General features: G+C 62.5%; 27 protein-coding genes and 3 tRNA genes. 26 read left to right on the plus strand and 4 right to left on the minus strand.

Features of this window, described 5'->3' with window-relative positions; translation table 11 throughout:
* Positions 1-303 precede the first annotated feature (303 nt).
* The 12 genes from ACS8YF_RS00305 (at position 304) to ACS8YF_RS00360 (ending at position 9,651) form a co-directional block, all read left to right on the plus strand.
* Positions 304-1,569, plus strand: a complete 1,266-nt coding sequence (locus tag ACS8YF_RS00305; RefSeq protein ID WP_440848229.1) for a tyrosine-type recombinase/integrase — start codon at positions 304-306, stop codon at positions 1,567-1,569.
* Positions 1,562-2,275 (plus strand): hypothetical protein, encoded by a 714-nt coding sequence (locus ACS8YF_RS00310; RefSeq protein ID WP_440848230.1) that lies wholly within the window; start codon positions 1,562-1,564, stop codon positions 2,273-2,275. The genes ACS8YF_RS00305 and ACS8YF_RS00310 overlap by 8 nt, the downstream gene beginning before the upstream one ends.
* Positions 2,276-2,340: 65 nt before the next feature.
* Positions 2,341-2,556: a helix-turn-helix transcriptional regulator gene (locus ACS8YF_RS00315; RefSeq protein WP_440848231.1), complete on the plus strand. Its 216-nt coding sequence runs from the start codon at positions 2,341-2,343 to the stop codon at positions 2,554-2,556.
* 241 nt (positions 2,557-2,797) lie between these two features.
* Positions 2,798-3,040, plus strand: coding sequence for a hypothetical protein (locus ACS8YF_RS00320; protein WP_440848232.1), 243 nt, complete (start codon positions 2,798-2,800; stop codon positions 3,038-3,040).
* Between the two features lie 37 nt (positions 3,041-3,077).
* Positions 3,078-3,842, plus strand: a complete 765-nt coding sequence (locus ACS8YF_RS00325; RefSeq protein ID WP_440848233.1) for a replication protein — start codon at positions 3,078-3,080, stop codon at positions 3,840-3,842.
* Positions 3,835-4,233: a hypothetical protein gene (locus ACS8YF_RS00330; protein WP_440848234.1), complete on the plus strand. Its 399-nt coding sequence runs from the start codon at positions 3,835-3,837 to the stop codon at positions 4,231-4,233. Before ACS8YF_RS00325 ends, ACS8YF_RS00330 begins: the two co-directional genes overlap by 8 nt.
* A gap of 115 nt (positions 4,234-4,348) precedes the next feature.
* A complete protein-coding gene (locus ACS8YF_RS00335) occupies positions 4,349-4,606 on the plus strand; it encodes a hypothetical protein (RefSeq protein WP_440848235.1) in 258 nt (85 codons plus the stop codon).
* Positions 4,606-5,112, plus strand: coding sequence for a hypothetical protein (locus ACS8YF_RS00340; protein ID WP_440848236.1), 507 nt, complete (start codon positions 4,606-4,608; stop codon positions 5,110-5,112). Before ACS8YF_RS00335 ends, ACS8YF_RS00340 begins: the two co-directional genes overlap by 1 nt.
* A 4-nt stretch (positions 5,113-5,116) precedes the next feature.
* A complete protein-coding gene (locus ACS8YF_RS00345) occupies positions 5,117-7,090 on the plus strand; it encodes a ClpP-like prohead protease/major capsid protein fusion protein (RefSeq protein ID WP_440848237.1) in 1,974 nt (657 codons plus the stop codon).
* Between the two features lie 172 nt (positions 7,091-7,262).
* Complete coding sequence (locus tag ACS8YF_RS00350; RefSeq protein WP_440848238.1) at positions 7,263-7,652, plus strand: hypothetical protein; 390 nt, start codon at positions 7,263-7,265, stop codon at positions 7,650-7,652.
* Positions 7,649-7,942, plus strand: coding sequence for a phage tail assembly protein (locus ACS8YF_RS00355; protein WP_440848239.1), 294 nt, complete (start codon positions 7,649-7,651; stop codon positions 7,940-7,942). Before ACS8YF_RS00350 ends, ACS8YF_RS00355 begins: the two co-directional genes overlap by 4 nt.
* Positions 7,943-8,052: 110 nt before the next feature.
* Complete coding sequence (locus tag ACS8YF_RS00360; RefSeq protein ID WP_440848240.1) at positions 8,053-9,651, plus strand: hypothetical protein; 1,599 nt, start codon at positions 8,053-8,055, stop codon at positions 9,649-9,651.
* A gap of 194 nt (positions 9,652-9,845) precedes the next feature.
* On the opposite strand, the gene ACS8YF_RS00365 is transcribed toward ACS8YF_RS00360, so the two are convergent.
* Positions 9,846-9,921 (minus strand) — tRNA-Asn (locus ACS8YF_RS00365).
* Positions 9,922-10,126: 205 nt separating this feature from the next.
* Between ACS8YF_RS00365 and uvrB the strand changes: the two genes are divergently transcribed.
* The 12 genes from uvrB (at position 10,127) to gluQRS (ending at position 21,190) form a co-directional block, all read left to right on the plus strand.
* Positions 10,127-12,145 carry an excinuclease ABC subunit UvrB gene (gene uvrB, locus ACS8YF_RS00370; RefSeq protein ID WP_109994328.1) on the plus strand — a complete coding sequence of 673 codons (2,019 nt, stop codon included), beginning with the start codon at positions 10,127-10,129 and terminating at the stop codon, positions 12,143-12,145.
* A gap of 117 nt (positions 12,146-12,262) precedes the next feature.
* A tRNA-Val gene (locus ACS8YF_RS00375) sits at positions 12,263-12,339 on the plus strand.
* 282 nt (positions 12,340-12,621) lie between these two features.
* A complete protein-coding gene (gene thrS / locus ACS8YF_RS00380; protein WP_440848241.1) occupies positions 12,622-14,529 on the plus strand; it encodes a threonine--tRNA ligase in 1,908 nt (635 codons plus the stop codon).
* Positions 14,530-14,631: 102 nt separating this feature from the next.
* Positions 14,632-15,180 (plus strand): translation initiation factor IF-3, encoded by a 549-nt coding sequence (infC, locus tag ACS8YF_RS00385; protein ID WP_109994330.1) that lies wholly within the window; start codon positions 14,632-14,634, stop codon positions 15,178-15,180.
* Between the two features lie 40 nt (positions 15,181-15,220).
* The gene (gene rpmI, locus ACS8YF_RS00390) at positions 15,221-15,418 is read left to right on the plus strand and encodes a 50S ribosomal protein L35 (RefSeq protein ID WP_109994331.1); all 198 of its coding nucleotides are present in this window, start codon (positions 15,221-15,223) and stop codon (positions 15,416-15,418) included.
* Between the two features lie 79 nt (positions 15,419-15,497).
* Complete coding sequence (rplT, locus tag ACS8YF_RS00395) at positions 15,498-15,851, plus strand: 50S ribosomal protein L20 (protein ID WP_109994332.1); 354 nt, start codon at positions 15,498-15,500, stop codon at positions 15,849-15,851.
* Positions 15,852-15,983: 132 nt separating this feature from the next.
* A complete protein-coding gene (pheS, locus tag ACS8YF_RS00400; protein ID WP_440848242.1) occupies positions 15,984-16,985 on the plus strand; it encodes a phenylalanine--tRNA ligase subunit alpha in 1,002 nt (333 codons plus the stop codon).
* Between the two features lie 9 nt (positions 16,986-16,994).
* Positions 16,995-19,379: a phenylalanine--tRNA ligase subunit beta gene (gene pheT, locus ACS8YF_RS00405; protein ID WP_440848243.1), complete on the plus strand. Its 2,385-nt coding sequence runs from the start codon at positions 16,995-16,997 to the stop codon at positions 19,377-19,379.
* 1 nt (position 19,380) lies between these two features.
* The gene (locus ACS8YF_RS00410) at positions 19,381-19,674 is read left to right on the plus strand and encodes an integration host factor subunit alpha (protein WP_440848244.1); all 294 of its coding nucleotides are present in this window, start codon (positions 19,381-19,383) and stop codon (positions 19,672-19,674) included.
* A 10-nt stretch (positions 19,675-19,684) separates the two neighbouring features.
* Positions 19,685-20,026 (plus strand): MerR family transcriptional regulator, encoded by a 342-nt coding sequence (locus ACS8YF_RS00415; protein WP_440848388.1) that lies wholly within the window; start codon positions 19,685-19,687, stop codon positions 20,024-20,026.
* Between the two features lie 47 nt (positions 20,027-20,073).
* A tRNA-Pro gene (locus ACS8YF_RS00420) sits at positions 20,074-20,150 on the plus strand.
* A 125-nt stretch (positions 20,151-20,275) separates the two neighbouring features.
* The gene (gene gluQRS / locus ACS8YF_RS00425) at positions 20,276-21,190 is read left to right on the plus strand and encodes a tRNA glutamyl-Q(34) synthetase GluQRS (RefSeq protein WP_440848245.1); all 915 of its coding nucleotides are present in this window, start codon (positions 20,276-20,278) and stop codon (positions 21,188-21,190) included.
* A gap of 141 nt (positions 21,191-21,331) precedes the next feature.
* Here gluQRS and ACS8YF_RS00430 read toward each other — a convergent pair whose 3' ends face one another.
* Both ACS8YF_RS00430 and ACS8YF_RS00435 read right to left on the minus strand, forming a co-directional pair.
* Positions 21,332-21,823 carry a DUF6231 family protein gene (locus ACS8YF_RS00430; RefSeq protein WP_440848246.1) on the minus strand — a complete coding sequence of 164 codons (492 nt, stop codon included), beginning with the start codon at positions 21,821-21,823 and terminating at the stop codon, positions 21,332-21,334.
* Between the two features lie 150 nt (positions 21,824-21,973).
* Positions 21,974-23,155: an OmpA family protein gene (locus ACS8YF_RS00435; RefSeq protein ID WP_440848247.1), complete on the minus strand. Its 1,182-nt coding sequence runs from the start codon at positions 23,153-23,155 to the stop codon at positions 21,974-21,976.
* A gap of 200 nt (positions 23,156-23,355) precedes the next feature.
* On the opposite strand from ACS8YF_RS00435, the gene prfB reads away from it, so the two are divergent.
* Positions 23,356-24,454 (plus strand): peptide chain release factor 2 gene (prfB, locus tag ACS8YF_RS00440; RefSeq protein ID WP_440848248.1). Its coding sequence is split into 2 segments (ribosomal slippage): positions 23,356-23,427 and positions 23,429-24,454, totalling 1,098 coding nucleotides; the frame shifts between segments, so codons are not numbered across the junction.
* A gap of 15 nt (positions 24,455-24,469) precedes the next feature.
* Positions 24,470-25,978, plus strand: a complete 1,509-nt coding sequence (gene lysS, locus ACS8YF_RS00445) for a lysine--tRNA ligase (RefSeq protein WP_440848249.1) — start codon at positions 24,470-24,472, stop codon at positions 25,976-25,978.
* Between the two features lie 31 nt (positions 25,979-26,009).
* On the opposite strand, the gene ygfZ is transcribed toward lysS, so the two are convergent.
* On the minus strand, positions 26,010-26,903 hold the full coding sequence (gene ygfZ / locus ACS8YF_RS00450; protein ID WP_440848250.1) for a CAF17-like 4Fe-4S cluster assembly/insertion protein YgfZ: 894 nt from the start codon (positions 26,901-26,903) through the stop codon (positions 26,010-26,012).
* Positions 26,904-26,974: the final 71 nt, after the last annotated feature.

A 26,974-nucleotide genomic window follows, 5' to 3' on the forward strand; every position in this document is an offset into this window, starting at 1 on the left:
AAATCGTATCGATCGAGCGGCGCCCGCGCGCATATGGGCGGTGAGAGCTTGGCTATCGCAATAAAAAGGGCATGGAGAACCTCCATGCCCTCGCTGTCTGGCTCCCCGGGACGGGCTCGAACCGCCGACCTAGTGATTAACAGTTTATTTTAATTTCCCTGTTGAGACTTTGTCCGACCGTTCTGTTCGTCGGAAATGCCGATAATAAAAGGAAAACTATTGCTGACCATGTGACACCGTGAGACATTGTCCGTAACCGGATACGTGTTTGTGTCCGGACATATTCCGGACATAGGCGGACACATGGGCACGAAGATCACCGACCGTATGGTCAAGTCGCTGGCGCTTCCGGCAGCCAGTTACCACATCACTTACGACATCGATATCACCGGTTTTGGTGTGCGGGTCACCAAGGCCGGGACTAAGTCTTTCGTCTTAGCGTATGCCAGCGGTGGTCGTGAGCGCCGCTATACAATTGGCAAGTATCCGGCCTGGTCTGTAGCGGCCGCGCGCGAAGAAGCTAGCCGTTTGCGGCTCCAAGTAGACACCGGCGGCGACCCCATGGGCGATCGCCAGGCGAAACGTCAAGAGCGCACGGTGGCCGAGCTGTGCAAGCGCTATCTCGAGGATTACGCGGTCCAGAAAAACCGGCCGGCCACGATCGCGCGCAATACCGACTACATCGATCGGTTCATCAAGCCGCACCTAGGTACGTTGAAGGTCGCTGCGGCTACGTATTCGGACATCGACGCACTGCATCGGCGCGTGACGAAGGAGAACGGTCCTTATATCGCTAATCGCCTGGCCGCGCTCTGCTCGAAGCTGTTCAATCTCTCGATCCGTTGGGGGTGGCGCACGGATAATCCCGCGAAAGGTATCGAGCGCAACCAAGAAGCGAAGCGCGAGCGCTATTTATCCGGACCAGAACTGCGCCGACTATCGAAGGCGCTGGCCGAATATCCATGGAAGGAGAAAGTGCGACTCGGACGCGATGAGGCGTTGAGGCGCGGTCAGCGGTGGGCGTGGCAAGATCGCAAAACGCCGCTGCGAGAGCGCGAGCAGTCCTGTAATGCGATTCGGCTGCTGATGCTCACGGGCGCGCGCAAGAGCGAGCTTCTGTCCGCGACCTGGGACCAATTTGACCTGACCAACGGAGTATGGACAAAGCCGGGCGCAAACACGAAGCAGAAGACGATGCACCGTGTCCCGTTATCCGCGCCGGCGCGCCAGCTGCTGGCCTCGATGTCGGCGGATAGCAAGTACGTGTTCCCGGGCCGCGCGGGTGGCCACCAGCAGGACATCAAGTCGACCTGGGAGAGCATGCGAGAGCTCGCCGAGATCCCGGACGTTCGCATCCATGACCTGCGGCACACCTATGCTGCCCAGCTCGCGAGCGCGGGGCTATCGCTGCCTATTATCGGCGCACTGCTCGGGCATACGCAGGCGCAGACCACCGCGCGCTACAGCCACCTGATGGATGACCCGCTGCGCGCGGCAACTGAACGCGTTGGCCGTTTCCTCGAGGAAGCAAACGCCGACGAGCGCGGCCGGGGCGCTGGAAATGCCTAAGAAACCCGTTTTCCGCGAACCAATTATTGGTTCCCGCTCAATAGATTTGGCTCTTACGGAGAAGACAGATAAAGAGCTTCGAAGGATATTTGCAGACCTGCCTGATGATGCGCTCGAAAGTATGCGCTCGTGTTGCTCGCGGGCTATCGATACGTTCCATCAGATCGCGCACTCGAGGAACCAAGCGTTGACAGAAGACCGCCAAGGTGGCCGAGGAGAAAAGCGCGCGCTGGCTGAACACATGGCTGGCGAATGCTTCAAGCTTTCCGAGAAAATATGGCAGTCGGGGGCGATCGGCCGTGATTTGAGAGACGCAGCAGACTCGCTCGGTTTGCATCAACTCTCGCTTGTCGAATTGTCTAGTCAGATAGAGGAGTTGGCCCGGGTCTATAGCGAAGCGGCGGTCAAAACTCGGCTGCGAGCGCAGGATGAAAGATACAAAACTCCAAGAGTACAGGTCGCCAGCGAACTGGCGCTGGATTACGCCGCAATCGTCGGTGAGGAGCCGACCTTTACACGTGCGTCACGCGAGAAGGACGGAGAAGGCAGCCGGTACTTGCAACTCGTAAAGGTTGTTCTCGATCAGTGCGAATCTCGCGGAGGTGCAGGGCTGCCAATGTCAACTGTCGAGAATCCGGCATGGGACGGGCTCGAAGATTATCGGGCCGGCTGTACCTTCCAGAACGTTTTTGATCACGAAATCTAAAGCTGCTAACGCATTGATCTTACAAGACACTGATACTCGAATTCACTACACGAGGTATCAGCGTCATGCGATCCGATCAATCTACGGCAGACACTAGCGTTCTTGCCGACTATTACACTCGAGACGAATTAGCGGCCGAGTTGGGCAAGACAACGCGCACGTTAGCGCGCTGGGCCTGGCTGCGCACCGGACCGCGCCAAACGCGGGTCGGCAACCGCATCTATTACCACCAAAACGATGTTCGTGACTGGCTTCAAAAGCAGAAGGAGGTCACGGCATGAATCCATATATCTCCGTACCGGTGGACGGCTCGATACGTTCGCATGCGAACCAGCTCGACATAATCAACACGCTCGATCGTGTTATGGCGGCTCTGACTTATGCGGCGGAATCATCGCCCTCAGACGTAGTGGATATCAGTTATGAACACGGACGGTATTTGCACCTGAGGGCAGTTATCGAAGCCGTCGATTACGCGCGAGACCAGCTGCATAGAGGTCTGAGTTCCGGGGAGGGGTCGGCATGAGCGAAAAAGAGAAAACGACCTTCATAACAGAGCGATATCGGCGCACCCTCGATGAGTTGCGGGACATGGCCGCAGCGGTTGACGGGCTGCTGAAATTGCAGGAAAAAATTTTCGACGACAGTGGAACCGGCGAGATGCCGGAATGGTGGAGCGAGCGGTACCAGTCCGCGATCAATCTTGCGATCGGGGCTTGTGTTGAGAAAACGTCCATAGCGCTCGAGTTTTTGGAAGACTTATGAGACCGCGTCAGGTTTCGGACGGTCGGCGGGCTGGCTAATGAGCGAGCCCGGCGATTTACCTCAGCTTGAGAACGGCTATACGCGCATCGCGAACCAGCTATTCGACGCGATCCTGCAATACGGGTTCAGTAAGCGGCAGCTGTACGTAATGCTCGCAATCATCCGCAAAACCTATGGGTTCAACAAGGTCGAGGACGATATCACGGTGACGCAGCTGGCGACGATGTGCAGCCTGCGGCGCAGTCATGTATCCGAAGCGCTCGCGGAGTTGGTGTCGATTGGTGCTGTCCTGAAACGGGACGGCCGATATGGCTATCTGTTGAAAATACAGAAGGATAATTCCCGATGGGCGCGTCCCAAAACGGGACATGTCCCAAAAAAGGACGGAGAGCGTCCCAAAACGGGAAACAGTCCGTCCCAAAACGGGACACACAAAAGACAACCCCAAAAAACAACTCCAAAAGACAACCCCCTATATCCCCCGGACGGGCTTCCCGCCCGGGTTGATTCGCAGCTATGGGCGGACTTTGTCAATCACCGGAAGGCCATCAAGAAACCGATGACCGACGAAGCGCAGCGCCGACTGGTGCGGAAGTTGGAGCGGATGGACGGAGCCGGTCACGACGTCAGTCAGGCCCTCGAGAGTTCCATCATCAACGGTTGGCAGGGTGTTTTCGAGCCCAATGAGACACGGAGTAATAGCAATGGCACGGGCAACCCGGGACATAACAGAGAGCGCCCGCAATCAGCTAAGAACGGGTTCTGGAATAGGAGACAAGGCCAAGCGTTCGACCATGGGTAGCGAAACCATGGACCGATTATTCACGCGGCTTGCCGCTGAGTTCGGCCACAAATTCACCAGCGCGCTGCCGACTGCACAAGCCGAGCAGGCCACCAAGGCAGTATGGGCCGAGCGCCTGGCGGGTCTGTCGATGGAAGAGTTGCGCCGGGGTGTCGATGCACTAGCCGGTTACTCCGAGCGCAGCAACGGCTGGCCACCGGGCGCCACGGAGTTTCGCGCACTGTGCCGCCCGCGTCGCGAGCCATACGAGCGCGTGGAGTTCCAGGGCAACGTTCTGCCGTTGAAATACGCCAGCGCGGAAACAGCGCAAAAACACCTCGATGCGTTGCGACAGCGACTGCGTTCGCATGCGAACGCTGGTCCCAACGATTCCGCGAGCGGGTCCCTCTGAGCGGCCTCGATGCGGGTGTTGGAAAGCGCAGTTTTCACGCGGATTTTCAGAACCCGGGATCGGTTCACAGGATAGCAGCTAGTTATCTAATCACTCGAATCAATAGAGCAAAGCTATGGAAAAGCTAACGGAAAACTTGCGGCGCATCGCAGAATCGGAAATCGAAGCGGGCCATCTCCGAGATCAGTGGGTATTCGGTTATGAGCCCGCGAGCCAGATGTTCTGGGCCGTCGGCGTGGATGCCCAGGGCATGATTGATCACGAGTTCTCCGAGCGGATGCCGCCTGCGTACTACCAGCTGATGGGCGCTGCCATCGAGGCGCGGGTGCGGCGTCGTACGGGTGCCGTCGCGGGCAACCAGACAGCACACTGATGGCCGATCTATCGCGCCAGCAATGCGCTGATATGTACGATCGCATGCGGATCGCAGTCGCTTCCGGCCGGCCGCTGCCGCGCGATGTGGCCGACTGGTGGCTTGCGGCCGCCGACCAATATGAACACGGCACGCCCCTCGAGGTCGGTCTGGGGCTGAATGGTGAATCGGGCCGTGCGTGGCAGCATCCAGTTCGCCAGCGTCGGCGGGCGGCGATCGAGCGGTTGATTCTCGCCGCAGCCGACGGCGCGGGCGGCCGCACCAACTTCAACGCAACCCGTATCGCGGGCGTGGTGAACCGCAAACGGTGGGACATGCCGGCGCTGTCGCTGGATATCTTGCTGCTGTTGATCACACGATATCCGGGCGAGGTGCCCACGTCGCGGTCGGCGCTCCGCCAGGTGCTGCTAGGTGAGACGCAAGCGCAGCGCGATGGGCTGGTTCAAACGATGACCTTGTTTGATTCTGCCGACTATTCAAACAGGGCGGGCTCGCGCGCAACCTAGCTGCATGACGATACCCCAGACAGTCTGGATCTACGGCGACATCGGCGGCGAAGTTGAATCGCAGCCGATTGTCGAACAGCTTGCGGCGCTGCCTGACATGCCCGTCGATGTCCGCATCAACTCGGGTGGCGGCTCGACTTTCGAAGGCAGCGCGATATTCAACGCGCTGCAACAGCACCGTGCCCCCGTCAACGTTTACATAGACGGTATCGCGGCATCGGCGGCCAGCTACATCGCCATGGCCGGCGATGACGTTGCCATGGCCGACAACGCGCTGATGATGATTCATGACCCATGGGTCGGCGCCGGCGGTAACGCGCGGGATCTACGCCAGTCGGCGGAACTGCTCGACAAAGTTTCGAACAGCATGCAGCGCGCCTACGCCGCCAAATCCGGCATGCCGCTTGATCGCGTCAAGGCGATCATGGCCGCCGAAACCTGGTACACGGCCGAAGAAGCCCAAGCGGCTGGTTTTGTCGATCGCATCACCGGTGCGCTCGACGTGGCCGCGTCCATCGATCTATCCGCGTTTGGCAACGTCCCAGCGCATATTCAAACGAGGCTATACGCAATGGCAGACAAAGCAACCGGTCCGCAGTCGGCGAAGAACACGGACCCGCAGACGGCGGCCGCCGCCCTGGATGATTTCAAAGCGAAGGAGCAGAGCCGTCGGCAGGATATCCGCTCGGCGTTTGCGGCGTTTCGTTCACAGCCGGGCGTGTCGGAAGTCGAGCAGGCCTGCATCGATGACATGGAATGCAGCGCCGATGCGGCTCGCACGCGGCTGTTGAACAAGATCGGCCAGGACGCCGAACCACTCGGCACGCATCAGGATGAGATGTTCGGTAACGCTCAGATTGCCCCCGTTGGCGGCGGGTCGCGTCGCTACAGCGGTAGTTTCAGCCGTGGCCAGGACGGTTTCATCGAAGCCGCAACCGACGGCATGCTGTTGCGCTATGGCATCCCGTTGAAAGACCCGCATCCGGCGGCGCGCGATTTTCGCGGCTGCACGGTTCGCGATCTCGCTGCGGCTTGCCTCTCGCGCCATGGCCGCACCGTGACCGGTGAAGGTGCAGACGGCATGATCCAGGCAGCGCTCACCACGTCCGATCTGCCAGCACTTACAGAGAACATTGCGCACAAGGCGCTTATCCACGGCCTCGAGTCCGAAGGCGCGACGACGCATCGCGATACTTGGACGCGGAGCGGGAGTGTGTCCGACTTCAAGAAAAGCAGCCGGGTCGCGCTCTCCGAAGCGCCCGACCTCGAGATTGTCAAGGAAGACGGCGAGATCACCGAAGGCGGCATGTCGGATACCGCAAAGGAGACGATCCAGGCCGAGACCTATGCGCGCATGGTGTCGATTTCCCGTAAAGCGTTGATCAATGACGACCTGGGCCAGCTGACCCGAGTCCCGCAGGCCATGGGCATGGCCGCTGCGCGCAAGGAATCCGATCTGGTATATCAGCTGCTTGCCGATAACCCCACGATGCGCGACGGCAATCCGTTGTTTGATTCGAGCCATGGCAACGTGGCGGCGACCGGTTCGGCGATCACGACCGCATCACTAGGTGAAGCGCGGGCAGCGCTGCGCAAGCAGCGCGGTATTCAGGGTCTGTCTTATCTCAACGTCACGCCCCATTGCATCGTAGTCGGCGCGGATCGCGAGACCGAAGCGCTTCAAATCGTTTCCTCGATTCAGCCCAATATGACCAGCTCCGTGGTTCCGGAGTGGATTCGTCAGCTGACTGTCGTGGTGGATCCGCGCATCGATGATTTTGCGGGCGGCGCCTGGTTCCTGACCGGCAACCCCCATGCTCATGACACGTTCGAAGTGGTCTATCTCGACGGCCAATCGACGGGCCAGCTCCGCCAGCATGAAGACTTCAATACGTTGAATCTGCGCTGGCGCGTGGTGTTCGACATGGGCGTGGCCGCGATCGACTGGCACGCGATGTACATGAATCCGGGCGCCTAGCGCCTGCATGCATCTTTTTATGAGCTGCTGGCAAGTGGCGCGCGTTGGCATGTCGCGTTGCAACGGGGTCGAGACCCGCTGATCTCGGCTGTTCCGCCTCCGTGTGCCCTGCTCCGGGGTGCGACGGCGGAACCTTTATCACGCCACGAAAACAGGAAGTTGAAAACGCGTTATGCAACACAGCAACGCTTCGCAGCGAATCGAGATCGACTTACCCGAATACGTGGTGTACCAGCTCGACACCATCGTCAATCAATACGCGCTGACACGAAACGCCGTGATCCGTCAGCTGATCGAGGATCATCCTTTTCAGATCCCCGCCGGCGGTGAAAGCAGGAAGCGCGTGACCACCGGCCTCGCCCTGTCGCAAATCTACCGCACGGCAGCGGCTGAGCGCCGATCACCACCGGAGATCACCATGGAACGAAAATCCAGCGCCATCCTGGAGGTGAAACACCGCATTGGCTGGCCCGTGCGCGAAATCAAGCAACGGTTTGGGTTGCGCCTCCGTGTGCTTCCGCGCCTTCGGCCGCTTACACCGTTCAACGGAGTCCGCAAATGAATCCGAATCCATCACGAACCGCGTTCCCGTTATCAACGCCTGTCCGAGATCTGGACGGCACAGAGCTGGATAAGCTGCATCTTCGCGAACCGGTTACCGGCGATCTATGCAGCATGGAGCCGGAGGGCAACCAGAACGAACAGATGGTCAACCTGATCGCCAGCTGCGCCGGTATTCAGGCGGTTGAGGTCAAGAAGCTACCGCTGCGCGACACGCTGCCGATGTTCGAGTGGCTGAACGATTTTTTGTCGGGTGGCGCGGCACCCATTGGAAAGACGCCCTCGGGCTGATCGCGCAAACCTACGGCTGGCCGCCGCCCGTGCTCTGGTCTCTCCGGCTGTCTGAAGCGGAGTTCTGGCTCGAGCGTATCCAGCACCTTCGCCCGGATGACAGGTGATTCATGTCTGAACGCAAAAGCTCAGTAATCCTGGAGTTGCAGAACCGTATCGGCGGCCCGCTGCGGCAGATGCAGCGGCAGGTGCGCCACGCCACGCGCGAAGTCGGACGGGATTTCAGTCGCCTGAACCGGGTCACGAGACGATATGCCGTCGGTATCGCGGGTGCGGCGACCGGCATTGGTTATGCGGCCAGTCGGGCGGTCTCCAACGTGGCAGACACAGGCGACGAGCTCGCCAAGACTTCGCGCGATATCGGCGTCAATATCAAGACGCTGCAACGGTGGCAGTACGTTGCGAACCGCCAGGGTGTGTCGCAGGACAAGCTGAATCAGGGGCTCAAGACGTTTTCCCGGCGCTGGGGGCAGCTTCGAACCCAGCACGGAAAAGGGACGCTGGGCACGTACCTCAAAGACGCGAACCCGCAGTTACTCAAGGCGCTCGAGCACACCAAAAAACTTAAAACGGCGTTCAACCTCTATCTGAAAGCAATGGCGGCCACGCCAAATCATGCCGATCGTATCGCCGGCGCCGCTGCGGCGTTCAGCCGGGGCAATCTGGAAATAAGCCAGATCGTCGATGGCGGGTATGGCGTGGTCCAACAGCTGGAGGCGCAGTACAAGCGGCTTTTCGGGGCGATGTCCGCCGACACGGCGCATGCGGCAGAGCGCTTCAAAGATGCGCTGACGAACCTCGGCACAGCCCTTCAGGGCGCAAAGTTCACGATCGTTGGCAAACAGCTCGATGCGCTGACGGCGAGCATCAAGAAGCTGACCAACTACATCGTCGGACACCATGCTGAGATCGCCCGCTGGTCTGCTCAATTCGCGAACAAGCTGCCCAAGCGCATCCAGAAGACGATGAAGTCGATTCAAGACACGGCGCAATCGATCCAGAACCTGGTGCACATGATCGGCGGCTGGAAAAATGCCGCCATGGGTATCATGGGGCTGCTCGCAGGGCCTTGGCTGGTTGCATTGGCAACGGCCGGCGGCGCTGTGCTCAAGTACGGCTGGAAGCTGGGCAAAGTGATCGCGAAGCAGAAAGAGCTTCGTAGCGGAATGGAAACGCGCGGCGCTGGCAAGCTTGGGCTGCTCGGTGGCGCCGGCACCAGCTTGATCACGCTCGGTGCTCTTGGGGGCTGGGATAGTTATAACCAGATCAAAAAGAATGGCCTCGATAAATGGATGGCGAAGCGATCCGCCTTGTCGCCGGGATCGTGGCTGGCATACCGCTACGCTGAGCAAGCGCTGGGCGGTATCAAGTCATGGTTTGGAGCCGGCGGTGGGCGTGAGGCACGCAGATCCAAGCCATCCGCGCCAGATAACAGGCCGGCGCCGCCGCGGCCGGCGCCTGACAGCAGTGCGATGCCCAGACCCTGGCTACCGCATAAACAGGCCGCGCCGGATAACCAGCCGCCGCCGCTGCGGCGCCGATCGACCGACCAACCGTCAGCAGCCAAACCGGCGGCGCCGCAACAGCCCGTCAACGGCCTTATCCGGATCCAGATCGACCACGAAGGCCGGCCGCAGCTGCGCTCCCTTTGGAGCGAGGGGCCGGTGGACCTGGACGTGGATTCGGGGCCGCTTCTGCCCGGGCACTGATTCCAGCTCAGATCTATATCTACCGGTAGATGAATCAGCGCACGATCTAGTGTTAGGTGTCTACCGGTAGAGGTTGGCCGGATGCTGGGCGCAAGACTCACCGTTCGCAATTAATGGCGTGTTCTATACACGGACATATTCCGGACACGCATAAAAAAGGGTTGCGACCGAAGCGCGCAACCCTTTGATTTATTTGGCTCCCCGGGACGGGCTCGAACCGCCGACCTAGTGATTAACAGTCACCCGCTCTACCAACTGAGCTACCGGGGAATTTCTTCACCGCACCGCGGCGAAGGACGCGTATCCTAGGCGATGAAATCCCGATTGGCAAGCCTGTGTCGGCAAATCGTTTGTCGTACCGGGAATCCGGTTGTATGCATGCGTTCGCAGCTCGCCCGCGGGTGCGTCGACGGCGCGGCGCGGTGCGTATCGCAACGCCTTGTAATCGCCCGTTTCCGGGCCAATGGTTGGAGCTATGAGCAACGGACTGCAACTTAAAGCGAATTGGGCGCCCGCCGGCGATCAGCCGGCTGCGATCGAGGGCCTGGTGGAAGGGCTGGACGATGGCCTTGCGCATCAGGTGCTGCTGGGCGTGACCGGTTCGGGCAAGACCTTCACCATGGCCAACGTCGCCATGAAGGCCGGCCGGCCGATGCTGATCATGGCGCCGAACAAGACGCTGGCGGCGCAGTTGTACGGGGAGATGAAGGAGTTCTTCCCGGACAACGCCGTGGAGTACTTCGTCTCCTACTACGACTATTATCAGCCCGAGGCGTATGTGCCGTCGTCGGATACCTTCATCGAGAAGGATTCGTCGATGAACGAGCACATCGAGCAGATGCGCTTGTCGGCGACCAAGGCGCTGATCGAGCGCCGCGACACCATCGTGGTGGCCTCGGTATCGGCGATCTACGGCCTGGGCGACCCGCAGGCCTACTTCGCCATGGTCCTGCATCTGGACGAAGGCGAGCAGATCGGTCAACGCGATCTGGTCAAGCGCCTGACCGAGCTGCAGTACACGCGCAACGACATGACGCTGGAGCGCGGCACCTATCGCGTGCGCGGCGAGATCATCGACGTGTTTCCGGCCGAGGAGGATGAAGAGGCCGTGCGCATCGAACTGTTCGATGACGAGATCGAGCGGTTGTCGTTCTTCGATCCGCTGACCGGGACGGTCAATCGCAAGGTGCCACGCCTGACGATCTATCCGAAGACTCATTACGTCACCCCGCGCGAGCGCATCGTGGGCGCGATGGATTCGATCAAGGCCGAGATGCAGGAGCGGGTGAAGTATTTCCAGTCGGTGGGCAAGCTGATCGAGGCCCAGCGCATCGAGCAGCGCACGCTGTTCGACCTGGAGATGATCAACGAGATCGGCTTCTGTTCCGGCATCGAGAACTATTCGCGCTATCTGTCCGGTCGCGCGCCGGGCGAGCCGCCGCCGTGTCTGCTGGATTATCTGCCGGACGACGCGATCATGGTGCTGGACGAGTCGCATGTGACCGTGCCCCAGATCGGCGGCATGTACAAGGGCGACCGCGCGCGCAAGGAGACGCTGGTCGAGTACGGTTTCCGGCTGCCGTCGGCGCTGGACAATCGCCCGCTGAAGTTCGAGGAGTTCGAGCGGGTGGCGCCGCAGCGGATCTATGTCTCGGCCACGCCGGGGCCGTATGAGCTCGAACACACCGACAACACCGTCGAACAGGTGGTGCGGCCGACCGGCCTGGTGGATCCGGAGGTCGAGATTCGCCCGGCCGAGACCCAGGTCGACGATCTGCTGTCCGAGATTCAGACCGTGGTGACGAAAAAGCAGCGTGTGCTGGTGACCACACTCACCAAGCGCATGGCCGAGGATCTGACGGAATACCTGCACGAAGCCGGGGTGGCGGTGCGTTATCTGCACTCGGACATCGACACCGTCGAGCGCAGCGAGATCATTCGCGATCTGCGTCTCGGCGAGTTCGACGTGCTGGTGGGAATCAACCTGCTGCGTGAAGGGCTGGATATCCCGGAAGTGGCGCTGGTGGGCGTGCTCGATGCCGACAAGGAAGGCTTCCTGCGGGCCGAGCGTTCGCTGATCCAGACCATGGGCCGTGCGGCCCGCAATGTCGAGGGTCGCGCGATTCTCTATGCCGACCAGATCACTGGCTCCATGCGCCGGGCGATCGACGAAACCGAACGCCGGCGCGCCAAGCAGATCGCCTTCAACGAAGAGCATGGCATCACGCCCAAGACCATCCAGAAGGCGGTCGCCGACGTGATGCGCCACGGTTACGAGGACTACAGCCAGGTCAAGGAGAAGAAAAAGGTTGCCGAGGTCGGCGCCGACTACGCCAAAATGTCGGCAAGCCAGTTGGCCAAGGAGATCGAGAAGCTCGAGAAGCAGATGTTCAAGCACGCCGAGAATCTCGAATTCGAGGAGGCCGGCCGGATCCGCGACCGGATCGGCAAGATCCGCGAGTATGCGCTGGAACTGCCGGCGAAGGCGGGGTAGTCGCCGCGGCTGCGTCGCCGCAGGGGGCGACAGGTTCGCCGCGTCTGGGTTCTCGAGATTTTTTCCGGCAGGGGGTTGCCGAAACCGACGGATGCCGGTATCTTTTCGCACCTCAGCAGGCGCGTAGCTCAGTTGGTTAGAGCGCTACCTTGACATGGTAGAGGTCGCTGGTTCGAATCCGGCCGCGCCTACCACTTTCGCTGATTCGCGGTTAAAGCCGTGGATTGCCGTGTGGCGATGGATCGTGGGATTGTCACCATCGACCCTTCGGGTCGCGGTTGTCGCCTTCTCGCGAAGACGTGGATCCTGCTGTCGCCCTGCGGCGTTGGTGTCGTGTTGTCGAATCCGGCCATGCGTACCAGAATCGAAGAATCAGCCGTTGGCTCTCGCCGGCGGCTTTTTTGCTTTCAGCGGCCCGCTCGGGTCGGCCATGCACGCGGCTCTTCGTATCGGCCGCCACTGAGTAGGACATCGCGATGCCCGCCATCACGCTTCCCGACGGTACCGTCAAACAGTTCGATCAGGCCGTGACCGGCATGCAGGTCGCCGAGTCGATCGGCGCCGGCCTGGCCCGGGCCACACTTGCCGCGCGCATCGATGGCGAACTGGCCGATGCCTCCGTGCCCATCGATCATGACGCGAAAGTCGAACTGGTCACGGCACGCGAGCCGGACGGGCTCGACATCATCCGCCACTCCTGTGCGCATCTGCTCGGCCAGGCGCTCAAGACGATGTATCCCGACGTGCAGATGGCCATCGGGCCGGTCATCGACGATGGCTTCTATTACGACATCAACATCGGCCGCGCGCTCACGCCCGACGATCTCGAGGCGATCGAGGCGCGCATGCACGAACTGGCCAAGCGCGATCACGAGGTGATCCGCGAAGTGGTCACGCGCGACAAGGCGCTGGCGACGTTTGCCGATCGCAACGAGCCCTACAAGCAGGCGATCGTGCGTGAAATCCCGGAAGGCGAGACCATCGCGCTGTATCACCACGAGGATTACGTGGACATGTGCCGCGGTCCGCACGTGCCCAACTCGCGGCACCTGCGCCACTTCAAGCTGATGAGTCTGGCCGGCGCCTACTGGCGCGGCGACTCCGACAACGAGATGCTCACCCGCATCTATGGTACCGCCTGGGCCAGTGAGAAGGATCTGAAAGCGCATCTGGTCTTCCTCGAGGAGGCCAGGAAGCGCGATCATCGGCTGATCGCCCGCAAGCAGGATCTGTTTCATATCCAGGAAGAAGCCCCGGGCATGATCTTCTGGCACGACCGCGGCTGGCAGATCTATCTGCAGATCACCGACTACATCCGCGCGCGCCTGGATCGCGAAGGCTACAAGGAAGTCCATACACCGTCGCTGATCGATCTGTCGTTGTGGGAGAAATCCGGCCACGCCGAGAAGTTCGCCGACGACATGTTCATCACCGGTTCGGAGGATCGCCAGTTCGCGGTCAAGCCGATGAATTGCCCGGCGCACGTGCAGATCTACAATCGCGGCCTGAAGAGCTATCGCGACCTGCCGCTGCGGCTGGCCGAGTTCGGCTCCTGTCATCGCAACGAGGCCTCGGGCACGCTGCACGGGTTGATGCGCGTGCGCGGTTTTACCCAGGACGATGCGCATATCTTCTGCACCGAGGCGCAGGTGGGCGAAGAGGTGTCCAGGTTCACGGACCTGCTGTACGAGGTCTATGCTGACTTCGGCTTCGACGACGTGCTGATCAAGCTGTCGACGCGCCCGGAAAAGCGAGTCGGCTCCGACGAGATCTGGGACAAGTCCGAGGCGGCCCTGCAGAAGTGTCTCGAGGACAAGGGCCTGGATTTCGAGCTGCAGCCGGGCGAGGGCGCCTTTTACGGCCCCAAGATCGAGTTCTCGCTGCGCGACTGTCTCAATCGCGTCTGGCAGCTCGGCACCATGCAGCTGGATTTCTCCATGCCCGAGCGGCTGGGCGCCGGATACGTCGACGAAAACGGCGATCGGCAGGTGCCGGTCATGCTGCACCGTGCCATACTGGGCTCTCTCGAGCGCTTCATCGGTATTCTCATCGAACACCATGCGGGCTCGATGCCGGTCTGGCTGTCGCCGACGCAAGCGGTTGTTCTCAACATTACCGATGCCCAGGCCGAATACGCGTCGGCGCTGGCGCATACCCTGCGGGATGCCGGCATCCGAGTCGATACGGACTTGAGAAATGAAAAGGTCGGCTACAAGATCAGGGAGCATACAATGCAACGTGTGCCCTATCTGCTGGTAGTCGGCGATCGCGAGATGGCTGATGGCGCGGTGGCCGTTCGTACCCGAAATGGTGAGGATCTCGGCGCCATGCCGGTGGCCGATTTCGTGGAACGGGCGACGACCCAGATCAGGAACCGAGAATGAACCCAACAAGCTGGTAGAATTCACGCGGTGTTTTATATATAATCGCGCGCTTTACGCCCGTCGGACCGGTCGACCGGGTGTGACGCCGGCTTAGCAAGGAGGATGTCGACAATCGCTGCTGCCCAAAAAGATCGCAGAAACGAAGCGATCACTGCGCGGGAAGTTCGAGTCATCGATCCCGAAGGTGAACAGGTTGGCATCATGCCAATCGAGCAAGCGCTGGCGAAAGCCGGTGAATATGATCTCGATCTCGTCGAGGTGTCGCCGAATGCGAGCCCGCCGGTAACGCGGATCATGGATTACGGCAAGCACGTCTTCGAAAAGAAGAAGACGCAGCAAGCCGGCAAGTCGAAGCAGAAGCAAACGCAGCTCAAGGAAGTGAAATTTCGCCCCGGTACCGACAAGGGCGACTACAACATCAAGCTGCGCAAGCTCAAAGAGTTTCTGGAAGACGGGGACAAGATCAAAATCACGCTGCGTTTCCGGGGTCGTGAAATGGCCCATCAGGAACTTGGCATGGAATTGATGGAACACGTCCAGTCCGATCTGGAGGAATGGGCCACCGTTGAACAGCGGCCGGAAATGCAGGGTCGCCTGATGACCATGGTCATGTCCCCGATCAAGGGCGTGCCCCGAAACAGCAAGAAATAGCGGCGTAACCGCCTACAGTTCGAGTCGAGAAGAGAGTCGTATGCCTAAGATCAAGACAAATCGCGGCGCCGCCAAGCGCTTGAAGCGCACCGGCAGCGGCAAGCTCAAGCGCGCTCGCGCCTTCGGGAATCACATCCTGACCAAGAAGGCGCCCAAGCGTAAGCAGCGCCTGGCCAAGAGCGCCCTCGTCGACAAGGCGGACCAGCGCCCGATGGAGCGTCTGCTGCCCTATAAATAGGGCGTTGCCGACACTCGGATATTCATAGCGCGCCGACTTCGGCGCGCTTTCCATTAGATTTACAACAGGAAGCGCGAAAATGGCACGAGTCAGTCGCGGCGTGACGGCCAAGGCCCGTCACAAGAAGATTCTCAAAAAGGCCAAGGGCTACTACGGCGCGCGCAGCCGCACGTTCCGGGTGGCGAACCAGGCGGTCATCAAGGCGGGCCAGTATGCCTATCGCGATCGTCGCAATCGCAAGCGCGATTTCCGCTCGCTGTGGATCACCCGGATCAGCGCTGCCGCCAAGGCCCAGGGCATGTCCTACAGCACATTCATGAACGGTTTGAAGAAGGCCGGTATCGAGCTCGATCGCAAGATCCTGGCCGATCTCGCGGTGCGCGACAAGGCGACGTTTGCCGCCGTTCTGGCGCAGGCCAAGGCCGCCCAATAGCTGTGATCGCTGCGCGCCCGTCGCGCGCTGTTTGATGGATGGCGATCAAAGGGAAAGGCCGTGGCCTTTCCCTTTTGTTTTGCGGGCCTCAAAACAAACCGTAGTTCGGAGACGGCCGGGAGGGCCGAGCGCATGACGAGTGAACTCGAGCAGTTGCGCCAACGCGCGATGTCGGATATCGCAGCGGCCGAGGATCTGCGCGCCCTTGATGCGCAGCGCGTGGCGCTGCTCGGCAAGAAAGGCGAGATCACCGCGCGCCTCAAGTCCCTGGGCGCGCTGCCCGCGGCACAACGCAAGTCGGCCGGGGCGGAGATCAACGCGCTCAAGCGCGAGCTCGCCGAGGCCATCGAGCGTCGGCGCCACGCGCTCGAGGAGCGCCAGTTCGCCGAGCGCATGGCGCGCGAGTCGGTTGACGTGACGTTGCCCGGGCGCGGCGAGACGCCCGGCGCGATCCACCCGATCACGCTCACCCGCCGCCGCATCGAGGCATTGTTCGTCCAGCGCGGCTTCGAGGTGGTGGAAGGTCCCGAGATCGAGGACGACTATCACAATTTCGAAGCCCTCAACGTGCCGCCGGATCACCCGGCGCGCGCCATGCAGGACACGTTCTACCTCGACGCCGGTCGTCTGTTGCTGCGCACGCATACCTCTCCGGTTCAGATCCGTACCATGGAGCAGCGGCAACCGCCGATCCGCGTGATTGCGCCGGGGCGCGTCTATCGGCACGACTCCGATCGCACCCACAGCCCAATGTTCCATCAGGTGGAGGGCCTGTATGTCGCCGAGCATGTGAGCTTCGCGGAGCTGCGTGCGGAACTGCAATCGTTTCTTCAGGCGTTTTTCGATACGGAACTCACGCTGCGCTTCCGGCCGTCGTATTTCCCGTTCACCGAACCCTCGGCCGAAGTCGACATCGACGGCCTGGGACTTGGCACCGGGTCCGGCTGGATGGAAGTGCTGGGTTGCGGCATGGTCCACCCGAACGTGTTGCAAGCCGCCGGTGTGGACCCGTCGCGCTACACCGGCTACGCCTTCGGCATGGGGATTGAGCGGCTGGCCATGCTCCGTTATGGCGTGACCGATCTGCGCCAGTTCTACAACAACGATCTGCGCATGCTCGCGCAGTTCGCTTAAGGACGCGCTATGAGAATCAGCGAGCAATGGCTCCGTGAATGGGTGGCCGTGGACGCGAGCATCGAGGCGATCGCCGAGCAGCTGACGATGGCAGGGCTGGAAGTCGATGCCATCGAGCCGGCGGCGCCCGATCTCAGCGGCGTGGTGGTGGGCGAGGTGGTCAGCTGCCAGGCCCATCCCGATGCCGATAAACTGCGCGTCTGCGAGGTCGATACCGGTGCGGCGCGCCAGCAGATCGTCTGTGGCGCACCCAACGTCGCCGCCGGTGTCCGGGTTCCGGTGGCGACAGTTGGCGCGCGGCTGCCGGGCGGGATGAAGATCAAGGCGGCCAAACTGCGCGGCGTCGCCTCCAATGGCATGCTGTGCAGCGCCTCAGAGCTGGGATTGGGCGGCGACACCGCGGGGCTGTGGCTGCTGCCGGCCGACGCTCCGGTAGGCTGCGCGTTGGCCGACTATCTCGACGCCAGCGATACGGTGGTCGAGATCGATCTCACGCCGAATCGCGGCGATTGCTTGAGCATGCGCGGCGTCGCGCGCGAAGTCGCGGTGGCCTTCGGCGCTGAACTCAGGGATACCCCGGCGGATCCGCCCGCCGAGGGCGGCGCTGGCGCTGCTGACATCGTCATCGAGGCGGCCGACCTGTGCGCGGCCTATGCCGGTCGCCGTATCGACGGCGTCGATCCGCTCGCGGCGGCGCCGGTCTGGATGCGCGAGCGCCTGCGCCGGGCCGGCATTCGCTCGATCAATCTGCCGGTTGATATCGGCAACTATGTCATGCTCGATATCGGCCAGCCGATGCATGCCTTCGATGCCGACAAGCTCGTTGGCAGCATTCGTGTACGGCGTGCGCGTGCCGGGGAGCCGATCACCACCCTGGACGGTCAGGACGTCGAACTCCAGGCGGATACGCTCGTCGTCGCCGACGACGAGGGACCGGTCGCCATCGCCGGGATGATTGGCGGCCAACGCACGGCGGTCGACGCGAACACCAGTAATATCCTGTTCGAGGCGGCATGTTTCACCCCCGCGGCGGTCGCCGGCCAGGGGCGTCGCTACAAGATTCATACCGATTCACTGCACCGCTTCGAACGTGGCGTGGACCCGGCGCTGCATGCGCGCGCACTGGACCGTGCCAGTGCCCTGATGCTGGCGTTCGGCGGTGGTCGCTGCGGCCCGGCGGCAATCGTCGAGGGCCGGCCGGTATGGCCCGAAGACCGGACCATCGAGCTGCACGGCGAGCAGATGACGCGACTGCTCGGGCAGCCTATTCCCGGGGACTTCATCGCGGCGGCACTCATCGGCCTGGGCGCAGGCTGCGAGCCGGTCGGCGATCAGGCGTGGCGGGTCGTGCCGCCGAGCTGGCGTTACGATCTGTCGATCGAAGCCGATCTGGTCGAAGAGGTCGCGCGCGTTTACGGTTACGACCGGTTAACCGCCGAGGCCGCGGGCGTCGTCCTGCCGCCCGCGCGGGTCGGCAATGCGCTGCTGGAAGCGAGCTTGCCCGGCGAGGTGCTGCGCCAGCGCGGCTACCACGAGGCCATCACCTATAGTTTCGTCGACCCCGAGTTGCACGCCGAACTCACCGGCGATGCCGCGGCCCTGACCCTGGACAATCCGATTTCAGAGCAGATGATCGTGATGCGGCGCACGCTCTGGGCCGGCCTGCTGGGCGCATGGGCGCACAACAGCCGCCGGCAACAGTCACGGGTGCGCCTGTACGAGCAGGGCCTGCGCTTCTGGCCTGCAGCCGGGGCCGAGAACGGGATGGCGCAGGTCGACACGATCGCGGGCCTGATCGCCGGCGCGGCACACCCGCCGCATTGGGACGAGACCGCGCGCGAAGTGGATTTCTTTGACGTGCGCGGCGATGTCGAGGCGCTGTTCGCACGCGCCGGAAGTGTTCCCGAACTGCAGCCCGAGACGCACCCGGCGCTGCATCCGGGCCGATCGGCACGGATCTACGTGGGTGGTCAGCCCGTGGGTTGGGTCGGGCAGCTGGCGCCCGGGTTCGCTCGCCGCTACAAGGGGCAGGCGCTGCCCTATTTGTTCGAAATCGATCGCAGCGCCCTGGAAGCGACCGATGTCGTGCGTTACACCGCACCGTCCGATCAGCCGCGGGTGACTCGGGACCTGGCGCTGGTGGTGCCCGAGACGGTGGCCGTCGGCGACCTGATCGCCGCCGTCGACGCGTTGGACAATGACCTGATTCAGTCCGTCCAGGTATTTGATGTGTTCCGTGGCCACGATCTGGAAAGCGGCTTGAAAAGCGTGGCTTTGAGCTTGATTTTCCAAGATAAAACGAGCACGCTTAATGACGAGACGGTGGATCGAATCATAACTGACGTAACCGACGCTCTGCGCGCGCGTTGCGACGCCAGACTCAGGGGGGAATGACGTGGCGCTTACGAAAGCGGACCTGACGGAAAGGCTGTTCGAACAGCTTGGCTTCAACAAGCGAGAGTCCAAGGAATTTGTCGATCTCTTCTTCGAAGAACTTCGAAGCACCCTCGAAAACGGCGATTACGTCAAACTCTCCGGTTTCGGGAACTTCGAACTCCGCGACAAGAACGAGCGGCCAGGGCGAAACCCTAAAACCGGTGAAGAAATCCCAATCTCGGCACGGCGAGTCGTCAGCTTCAAGCCCGGACAGAAAATGCGAGCCCGGGTCGAGTCCCGAACCGACAACTGAAGCTGCGGCGCTGCCGCTCATTCCCGACAAGCGCTACTTCTCGATCGGCGAGGCGAGCGATCTGTGTCGGGTGAAGTCGCACGTGTTGCGTTACTGGGAACAGGAATTCTCGCAGCTCAAACCCGTGAAGCGGCGAGGTAATCGTCGCTACTATCAGCAACGCGATATTCAGATCGCGCGCGACATCCGCCATCTGCTTTACGACCAGGGGTTCACCATTCAGGGGGCGCGCCAGCAACTGGCGGGCAAGGGCCGGGCGCTCGCCTCATTGAACGACAGCGCGGTCGCGGCCGATTCGTTGGCCGCGGTGAGGCGGGAGCTTGAATCGATCGTGCAGTTGCTGACGCCGTGATCCGCATCTTGTCACTGGCGCAGAGTCTGCTATGATGCGCAGCTCGTCGGGGTATGGCGCAGTTTGGTAGCGCGTCTGCATGGGGTGCAGAAGGTCGTAGGTTCAAATCCTGCTACCCCGACCATCTTACTGTCAGAGCAATGCCTTGCATCGGCCTCCGAGCAGGGTTTTTTTATGGCGGATGGGGACGCGGCCGCGGACTTGGCGCGCGCTCGGCCGGAATGCGGGTAACGATTACGGGATCGGTATATGATCCAGATTGTCGGACGCTACGCGCCATCACCCACTGGCCCGTTGCATTTCGGGTCCCTGATTGCCGCGCTGGCCAGCTTCTGCCAGGCCCGCAGCCAGGGCGGCCGCTGGCTCCTGCGTATCGACGATCTCGACGCGCCCCGTGTGGTGCCGGGCGCCGACCGCGCCATCATCGACACACTGGCGGCTTTCGGTCTCACGCACGACGGCCCGATTCTGTATCAGTCGCAACGCCGCGCGGCCTACGCTGCCGCTGTGGCAGGCCTGCGCGACGCTTCGCTGGCGTTTGACTGCGCTTGCAGCCGCCGTGAAGCGCAGAGCGGGCCGGCGGGGCTCGAGGGTCCCATCTACCCGGGCACGTGCCGCGACGGGCTTCCGCAGGGGCGATGCGCACGCGCGGTCAGGCTACGTGCCGATGCCGGCGTTGTTGCCGTGGCCGATCGCATTCAGGGGCGCTATGTGCAGGATCTGGCGGCGGACATCGGCGATTTCGTGATACGCCGTGCCGATGGCGTAGCGGCGTATCAGCTGGCGACCGTTCTCGATGACGCCGAGCAGGGGGTAACCGAGGTAATACGGGGCGCCGATCTGTTGTCGTCCACGCCTCGTCAGGTCTGGATCCATCGCTGTCTCGATCTTTGCCCCCCGACCTATGGTCATATTCCGGTAATCGTGGACGCGGCCGGCGAGAAGCTGGGCAAGAGCACGGGCGCGCTGGCGCTGGATTCGGTTCGACGTCAGGAACAGCTGGTCCAGTGCCTCTTGTTGCTCGGACAGAGGCCGCCTGCCGCGCTTGCGGCGCACTCGGTGGCTGGCGTGATCGACTGGGCGGTCGAACACTGGGACGCGGATCGCGTGCCGCGGCGAAGAACGTACCGTCGAACGAACGCTGCCACCGCAGCCGGGAACTGACGGCGTTGCCGCCTGCGCGACCTGTCGCGCAGGCGCACGGGCGCCATGCGCTGTATCCAGCCGATACCGCACGTGCCCGGGCCGAGCCCGCCATGAAAACGACCGGCGAGATCCATCGCGCGCCAACGACATCGACAGTGCCTACCAGCGACGCTTGCCCCATTGCTCCGGATTGGCCCAGTAGCGCGAATTCAGCCAGTCGGGGGTGATCTTGTAATCGAAGATGTCGTAGCGGTACAGCCAGTAGGCGGATTCGATCGCTCGTTGCGAGGGGAGGCGGCGAAACCCCAGGCCGAGAAAGTCGCTGGTTGACCAGGCATTGTCTCGGCCGGTCTCTGCCCTGGGGAAGGCGGCGATGATCGCGCCTGCGGCATAGTTACGCAGCCGTCCGAGCAATTCCCGGGTGGCTTGTCGCGAGAGTACTGTCGGCGCATCGAGCACGACGGCCAGGTCGGCACGTTCCGTCGGCAGGGGCCGGCGGGCATCGAAATCCGGATCCAGAACGAGGCGGCTTACGCCCAGATCATCCCAGTCGACAAATGAGGCGGCCGGGGCAATCTGAACGCAGCGCGTCGTGTCGTAGCGTTCGATCTCGTCGCGCAGACAGCGGCGTATATCGTCGGGAACGGCCATGGTTCACCCAGTCTAATACGTCGAGCGGTCGCCGCGGCAAGGGCGGGCCGGCATACCCGCGAGTCGTGGATCGCCGGCATAAAAAAGCCCGGCCTGAAAAGGCCGGGCTTTCCCGCATCAAGCGGTGATCGTCGGGGGTTAACCCTTCGATTACATGCCGCTGTTGCCGCTCGTGCTGTTGTCGTCACCCTGGTTGGTGACGTGCAGCTCGACGCGACGGTTCTGGGCACGGCCGGCCGCGGTCTTGTTGGTGGCGACCGGGTTGGACTCGCCGTGACCCTTGGTGCCGGTGATGCGGCTGGCGCCGATGCCGTGATTGGTCAGGTAGCTCTTGACCGAATCCACACGACGCTGCGACAGGCCCAGGTTGTACTTCTGGGTGCCGATGCTGTCGGTGTAGCCATCGATACGAAAATCAACGTCCGGGCTGGCGTTCAGTGCGTCGACCACGTTGTTCAGGCGATTTTCCGCCTGCGAGGTCAGCTTGGCCGAATCGAAGTTGAAGGTGACGCCCTTGAGGACGATCGGGGCCTTCTTCTCGATCGGGCAGCCACGGGCATCGACTTCGGTGCCGCGCGGCGTACCCGGGCACTGGTCGTTGGCGTCGATCACGCCGTCGCCGTCGCTATCCTTCGGACCGGTCGGTGCCGGCGCCGCGACTGGCTGCGGCGCCTGCGGCGGCGCACCCAGCGGGATCTGCAGACCCAGGGAGACGATGTTGTCGTTGTAACGCGCGTCCTCGTAACCGGCGCCGAGCACGTCGGACGAGGTGACGGTGGTGTAACGATAGCGGTACTCGGCGCGGACCTTCAGGCCGTAATCGTTGAGGGTGTACATGTAGCCGACACCGGCGTCCAGATACTGCGCATCCGCATTATTGCCGACGTTGTTGCCGTTGATCGAGCCGTAGCCCGGGTTCTGCTTGCCCCAGGCGGCACCCAGGATGCCGTATACCGGCAGGGTGTCACGGGCCGGGAAGAACAATGCGTCCAGACCGAAGCCGTACAGGTCGGCGTTACCCGCGTCCTGGCCGTTGAGCTTCTGGCCCGGATTGAAATAGAAGCCGTACAGCTCGAGGTTCAACCAGCTGTTGATCGGCTTGCCGACGGCGAGCGAGGCACCCACGCTATCGTCGTTGCTCACATGCAGACGACCGAAGCTATCCGAGGACTTGCCGATCGTGTCATTGTTGAAGAATCCGTAGGACACCATGGGCGCGACATAGAAGCGCTTGTCCTGCGGCTTGCCATTGTCCTGCGCGAAGGCGCCGGCCGAGACAGCGAGCCCCAGCGCGCCGGCAACGCATGCGGTAAGCGGTTGCTTGAATTGCATAGTTCAAAACTCCCTTGAACGGGTTTAGGTTTGTTGTGCGGTCCCATTCACCGAGTGGTAAACGCAAGTTTCCTGACCGGTGACGTGCTAGAAGAGTATGCGACCTTTTGGTGAAGTTCGCAATCCAGCGCCCAGGTTGTGAAATAAAAACTAACCTGCAATCATTCACCGCTTTGCCGACGCTGCCGAGCTTTAATTATATGGATGTCAACGCTGTTCGAACCCGCATGGTCTCGCTGCGCGAGCGCTTGGGCGACCTCCGGGGGTATCTTTGACCATGCTGAGAAAAAGGACCGCCTGAGCGAGCTCGATGCGGAACTGGCCGAAGGTCAGATCTGGGTCGAGGCGCCCGACAAGGCGCAGGCCTACGGGCAGGAAAAGGCGCGGCTGCAGGATATCGTCGGGCCGATCGACGCCGCGACGGCGACCCTTGCCGAAAGTGACGAGTTGCTCGAACTCGCCGAAGCCGAGAGCGACGCCGAGGTGGTCGATCAGATCGACGCCGAACTGGACGGCGTCGAACGCCACCTCAAGGCGCTGGAGTTTCAGCGCATGTTCTCGGGCGAGGCGGATGCGAGCAATGCGTTTGTCGATATCCAGTCCGGCTCGGGCGGCACCGAGGCCCAGGACTGGGCGGAGATGCTGCTGCGCATGTACTTGCGATGGTGCGAACATCGCGGTTTTCAGACCGAAGTGACCGAGTTGTCGGCCGGCGATGTCGCTGGAATCAAGAGTGCGACGGTCGCCGTGACGGGCCCCTATGCCTACGGCTGGCTGCGCACGGAAACGGGGGTTCACCGGCTGGTACGCAAATCGCCGTTCGACTCGGGGGCGCGCCGGCATACCTCATTCGCTGCGGTCTTTGTCGCGCCGGAAATCGACGACGACATCAAGATCGAAATCGACCCGTCGGATCTGCGGGTGGATGTCTATCGTGCCAGTGGTGCGGGCGGCCAGCACGTCAATCGGACGGAATCGGCGGTGCGCATCACCCACCTGCCCACCAACATCGTGGTGCAGTGTCAGAATGACCGCTCGCAGCACAAGAATCGTGCGACGGCGATGAAGCAGCTCAAGTCCAAGCTGTACGAGCGCGAGATGGCGCAGCGGCGGGCCGAGGCCGAAGCCACCGAGGCGGACAAGTCCGATATCGGCTGGGGCAGCCAGATTCGTTCGTATGTGCTGGATCAGTCGCGCATCAAGGATCTGCGTACGGGGGTCGAGGTCGGGAACACGCAGGCCGTGCTGGACGGCGATCTCGATCAGTTCATCGAAGAAAGCCTCAAGCAGGGTCTTTAACCAGGGTCTTTAAACATGAGTGACGCTCCGACGAACGCAGAGGAAACACACCGACTTGTCGCCCAGCGCAAGGAGAAGCTGGCCGGCTGGCGCGAGAGCGGCCATGCATTCCCCAACGATTTTCGCCCGAGCGCGAGCGCCGACGCGTTGCAGCGCCAGCACGCGGACGACGATGCCGAGGCGCTCGAAGCCGACGCCACCGAAGTCGCGCTGGCCGGGCGGATGCTGGCCAAGCGCGTCATGGGCAAGCTCAGCTTTGCCACGCTGCAGGACGCCAGTGGCCAGATCCAGCTGTTCGTGCAGCGCGACCTGTTGGGCGAGGAGGCGTACAAGACATTCAAGCAGCTCGACATCGGCGACATCATCGGCGTGCGCGGCACGCTGACCCGGACCAGGAAGGGCGAGCTGTCGGTCAAGACAGTGGCGTTGCAGCTGCTGACCAAGTCGCTGCGGCCACTGCCCGAAAAATGGCACGGCCTGTCCGACACCGAGGCCCGCTATCGTCAGCGCTATGTCGATCTGATCATCAATCCGCAGGCGCGGGCGGTATTCGCCGCGCGCAGTGCGATTCTGCGGGCCGTGCGCGGCTTCTTCGAGGGGCGCGGCTTCATGGAGGTCGAGACCCCGATGCTGCAGGCGATCCCGGGCGGCGCCGCAGCCCGGCCGTTCGTGACGCATTACAACGCACTCGACCACGATTTCTACCTGCGCGTCGCCCCCGAGTTGTACCTGAAGCGGCTGGTGGTCGGCGGTCTGGAGCGTGTGTTCGAGCTCAACCGCAATTTCCGCAACGAGGGGCTGTCGACGCGACACAACCCCGAATTCACGATGCTCGAGTTCTATCAGGCCTACGCCGATTATCGGGTGCTGATGGACGAAATCGAGGCGCTGCTGCGTGAGTTGTCGCGGGTTGTGACCGAACAGTATCCCGCAGCGCGCAACGAAAACGCGGTCGCGCTCGACAAGCCGTTCGATCGGCTGCCGATGAAGCAGGCGGTGCTGCGCTACAACGACGCCATCGAAGCGGCCGACCTGGACGACGCGGAGCGCTTGCGGGCGGTCGCCGCGGCCGCCGGCGTCAAGGGCGAGGACAGCTGGGGCCCCGGCAAGTGGCTGACCGAGCTGTTCGAGGCCACGGTCGAGCATCGGCTGGTCGAGCCGACGTTCGTCACCGACTATCCGGCCGAGGTGTCGCCACTGGCACGGCGCCGCGATGACGATCCGAGCGTTACCGAACGCTTCGAGCTGTTCATCGCCGGGCGTGAGGTCGCCAACGGCTTCTCCGAGCTCAATGATGCCGAGGACCAGGCCGAGCGCTTCCGGGCCCAGGCCGCAGCCAAGGAGGCGGGCGACGAGGAGGCCATGTACTACGATGCCGATTATATCGCGGCGCTGGAATACGGGCTGCCGCCGACCGGCGGCGCCGGCATCGGCATCGATCGCGTGGTGATGATGCTGACCGGCGCGAGTGCGATTCGCGACGTGTTGCTGTTCCCGCAGTTGCGGCCCCGCAAGCCGGCCTGATGCGGCCGGCCCGCCGCCGGTGGTCTGCGGCTCAATCGGGCGTCGGGTAGGGCAGCGCCAGGGGCGTCAGCGCGCCGGCGTGCTCGGCGCGCAGCCCGTTTCGGGCTGCGGCTTCGATCTTGAGGACCGCCAGGGCCCGGCCTGCGTCGTCGCCCGCCGCCTGCAGGATCTGGCCGGCGAGATCGCCGGTTTCGTCGTGGACCGGCTCGCCCGGCATCGGGCAGGTCCCGGTCCAGGCCAGGCGGAACACGCGGCGCGTCAACCGGCCGCGGTAATGCAGGCGCGCGATCACTTCCTGGCCCGGGTAACAGCCCTTGTCGAAATCGACCGCCATGAGCCAGTGCAGGTTGAGCATCTGCGGCACGAATTCGCCCTGGGTGGCGGCGGTCACTTGCGGTACTCCGGCATCGATGTCCGACAACAACCACGCGCTGGAATCAGCGGCCAGCGCCTGGTCGGGCGCGGATGTGTCCGCCGCATGCAGCACCAGCGTGCGGCCGGGATGCTCGGCCGATCCGGGCAGTCCGAGCCATATCTGGCCGTCGTGGATCGCGGTTTCGTTGACCTGCGGCGCGGCGTCGGCGTCGTGCAGTCCGACGATGCCGTAGCGTGCGCCGACGTCGGCCAGCTCCACTTTCGAACGCAGCACGAACATCCGCAGTCGTTTGAGCGCACTCGCGATCAGCGATTGCGGCAGCAGCAGCAGATAGGCCTCCGGGGTCGCCACCACGCGCAGTACCAGTTGGGTTCGGCCCTTCGCGTCGCACCAGGCGGCCAGAAAATGCCGGTCGGGGCCGAGCCGCGAGACATCGTTAGACAGCTGTGCGCGCAGGAATTCACCCGCGTCCGGGCCGGTCACGCGGATTACGCCGAGGCGCAGGGAGTCGGTAGGCGTATCGTCGCCCATGAGTGCATCCAGAAGCATGTTTGCCCGTATTGTAGAGCGACTGTAAAGCAATGTGTGGCAACGCCGTTCGCCGACGCGGCGCGGTTGCC

The sequence above is a fragment of the Salinisphaera sp. SWV1 genome, assembly GCF_052044155.1.
GTDB lineage: Bacteria > Pseudomonadota > Gammaproteobacteria > Nevskiales > Salinisphaeraceae > Salinisphaera.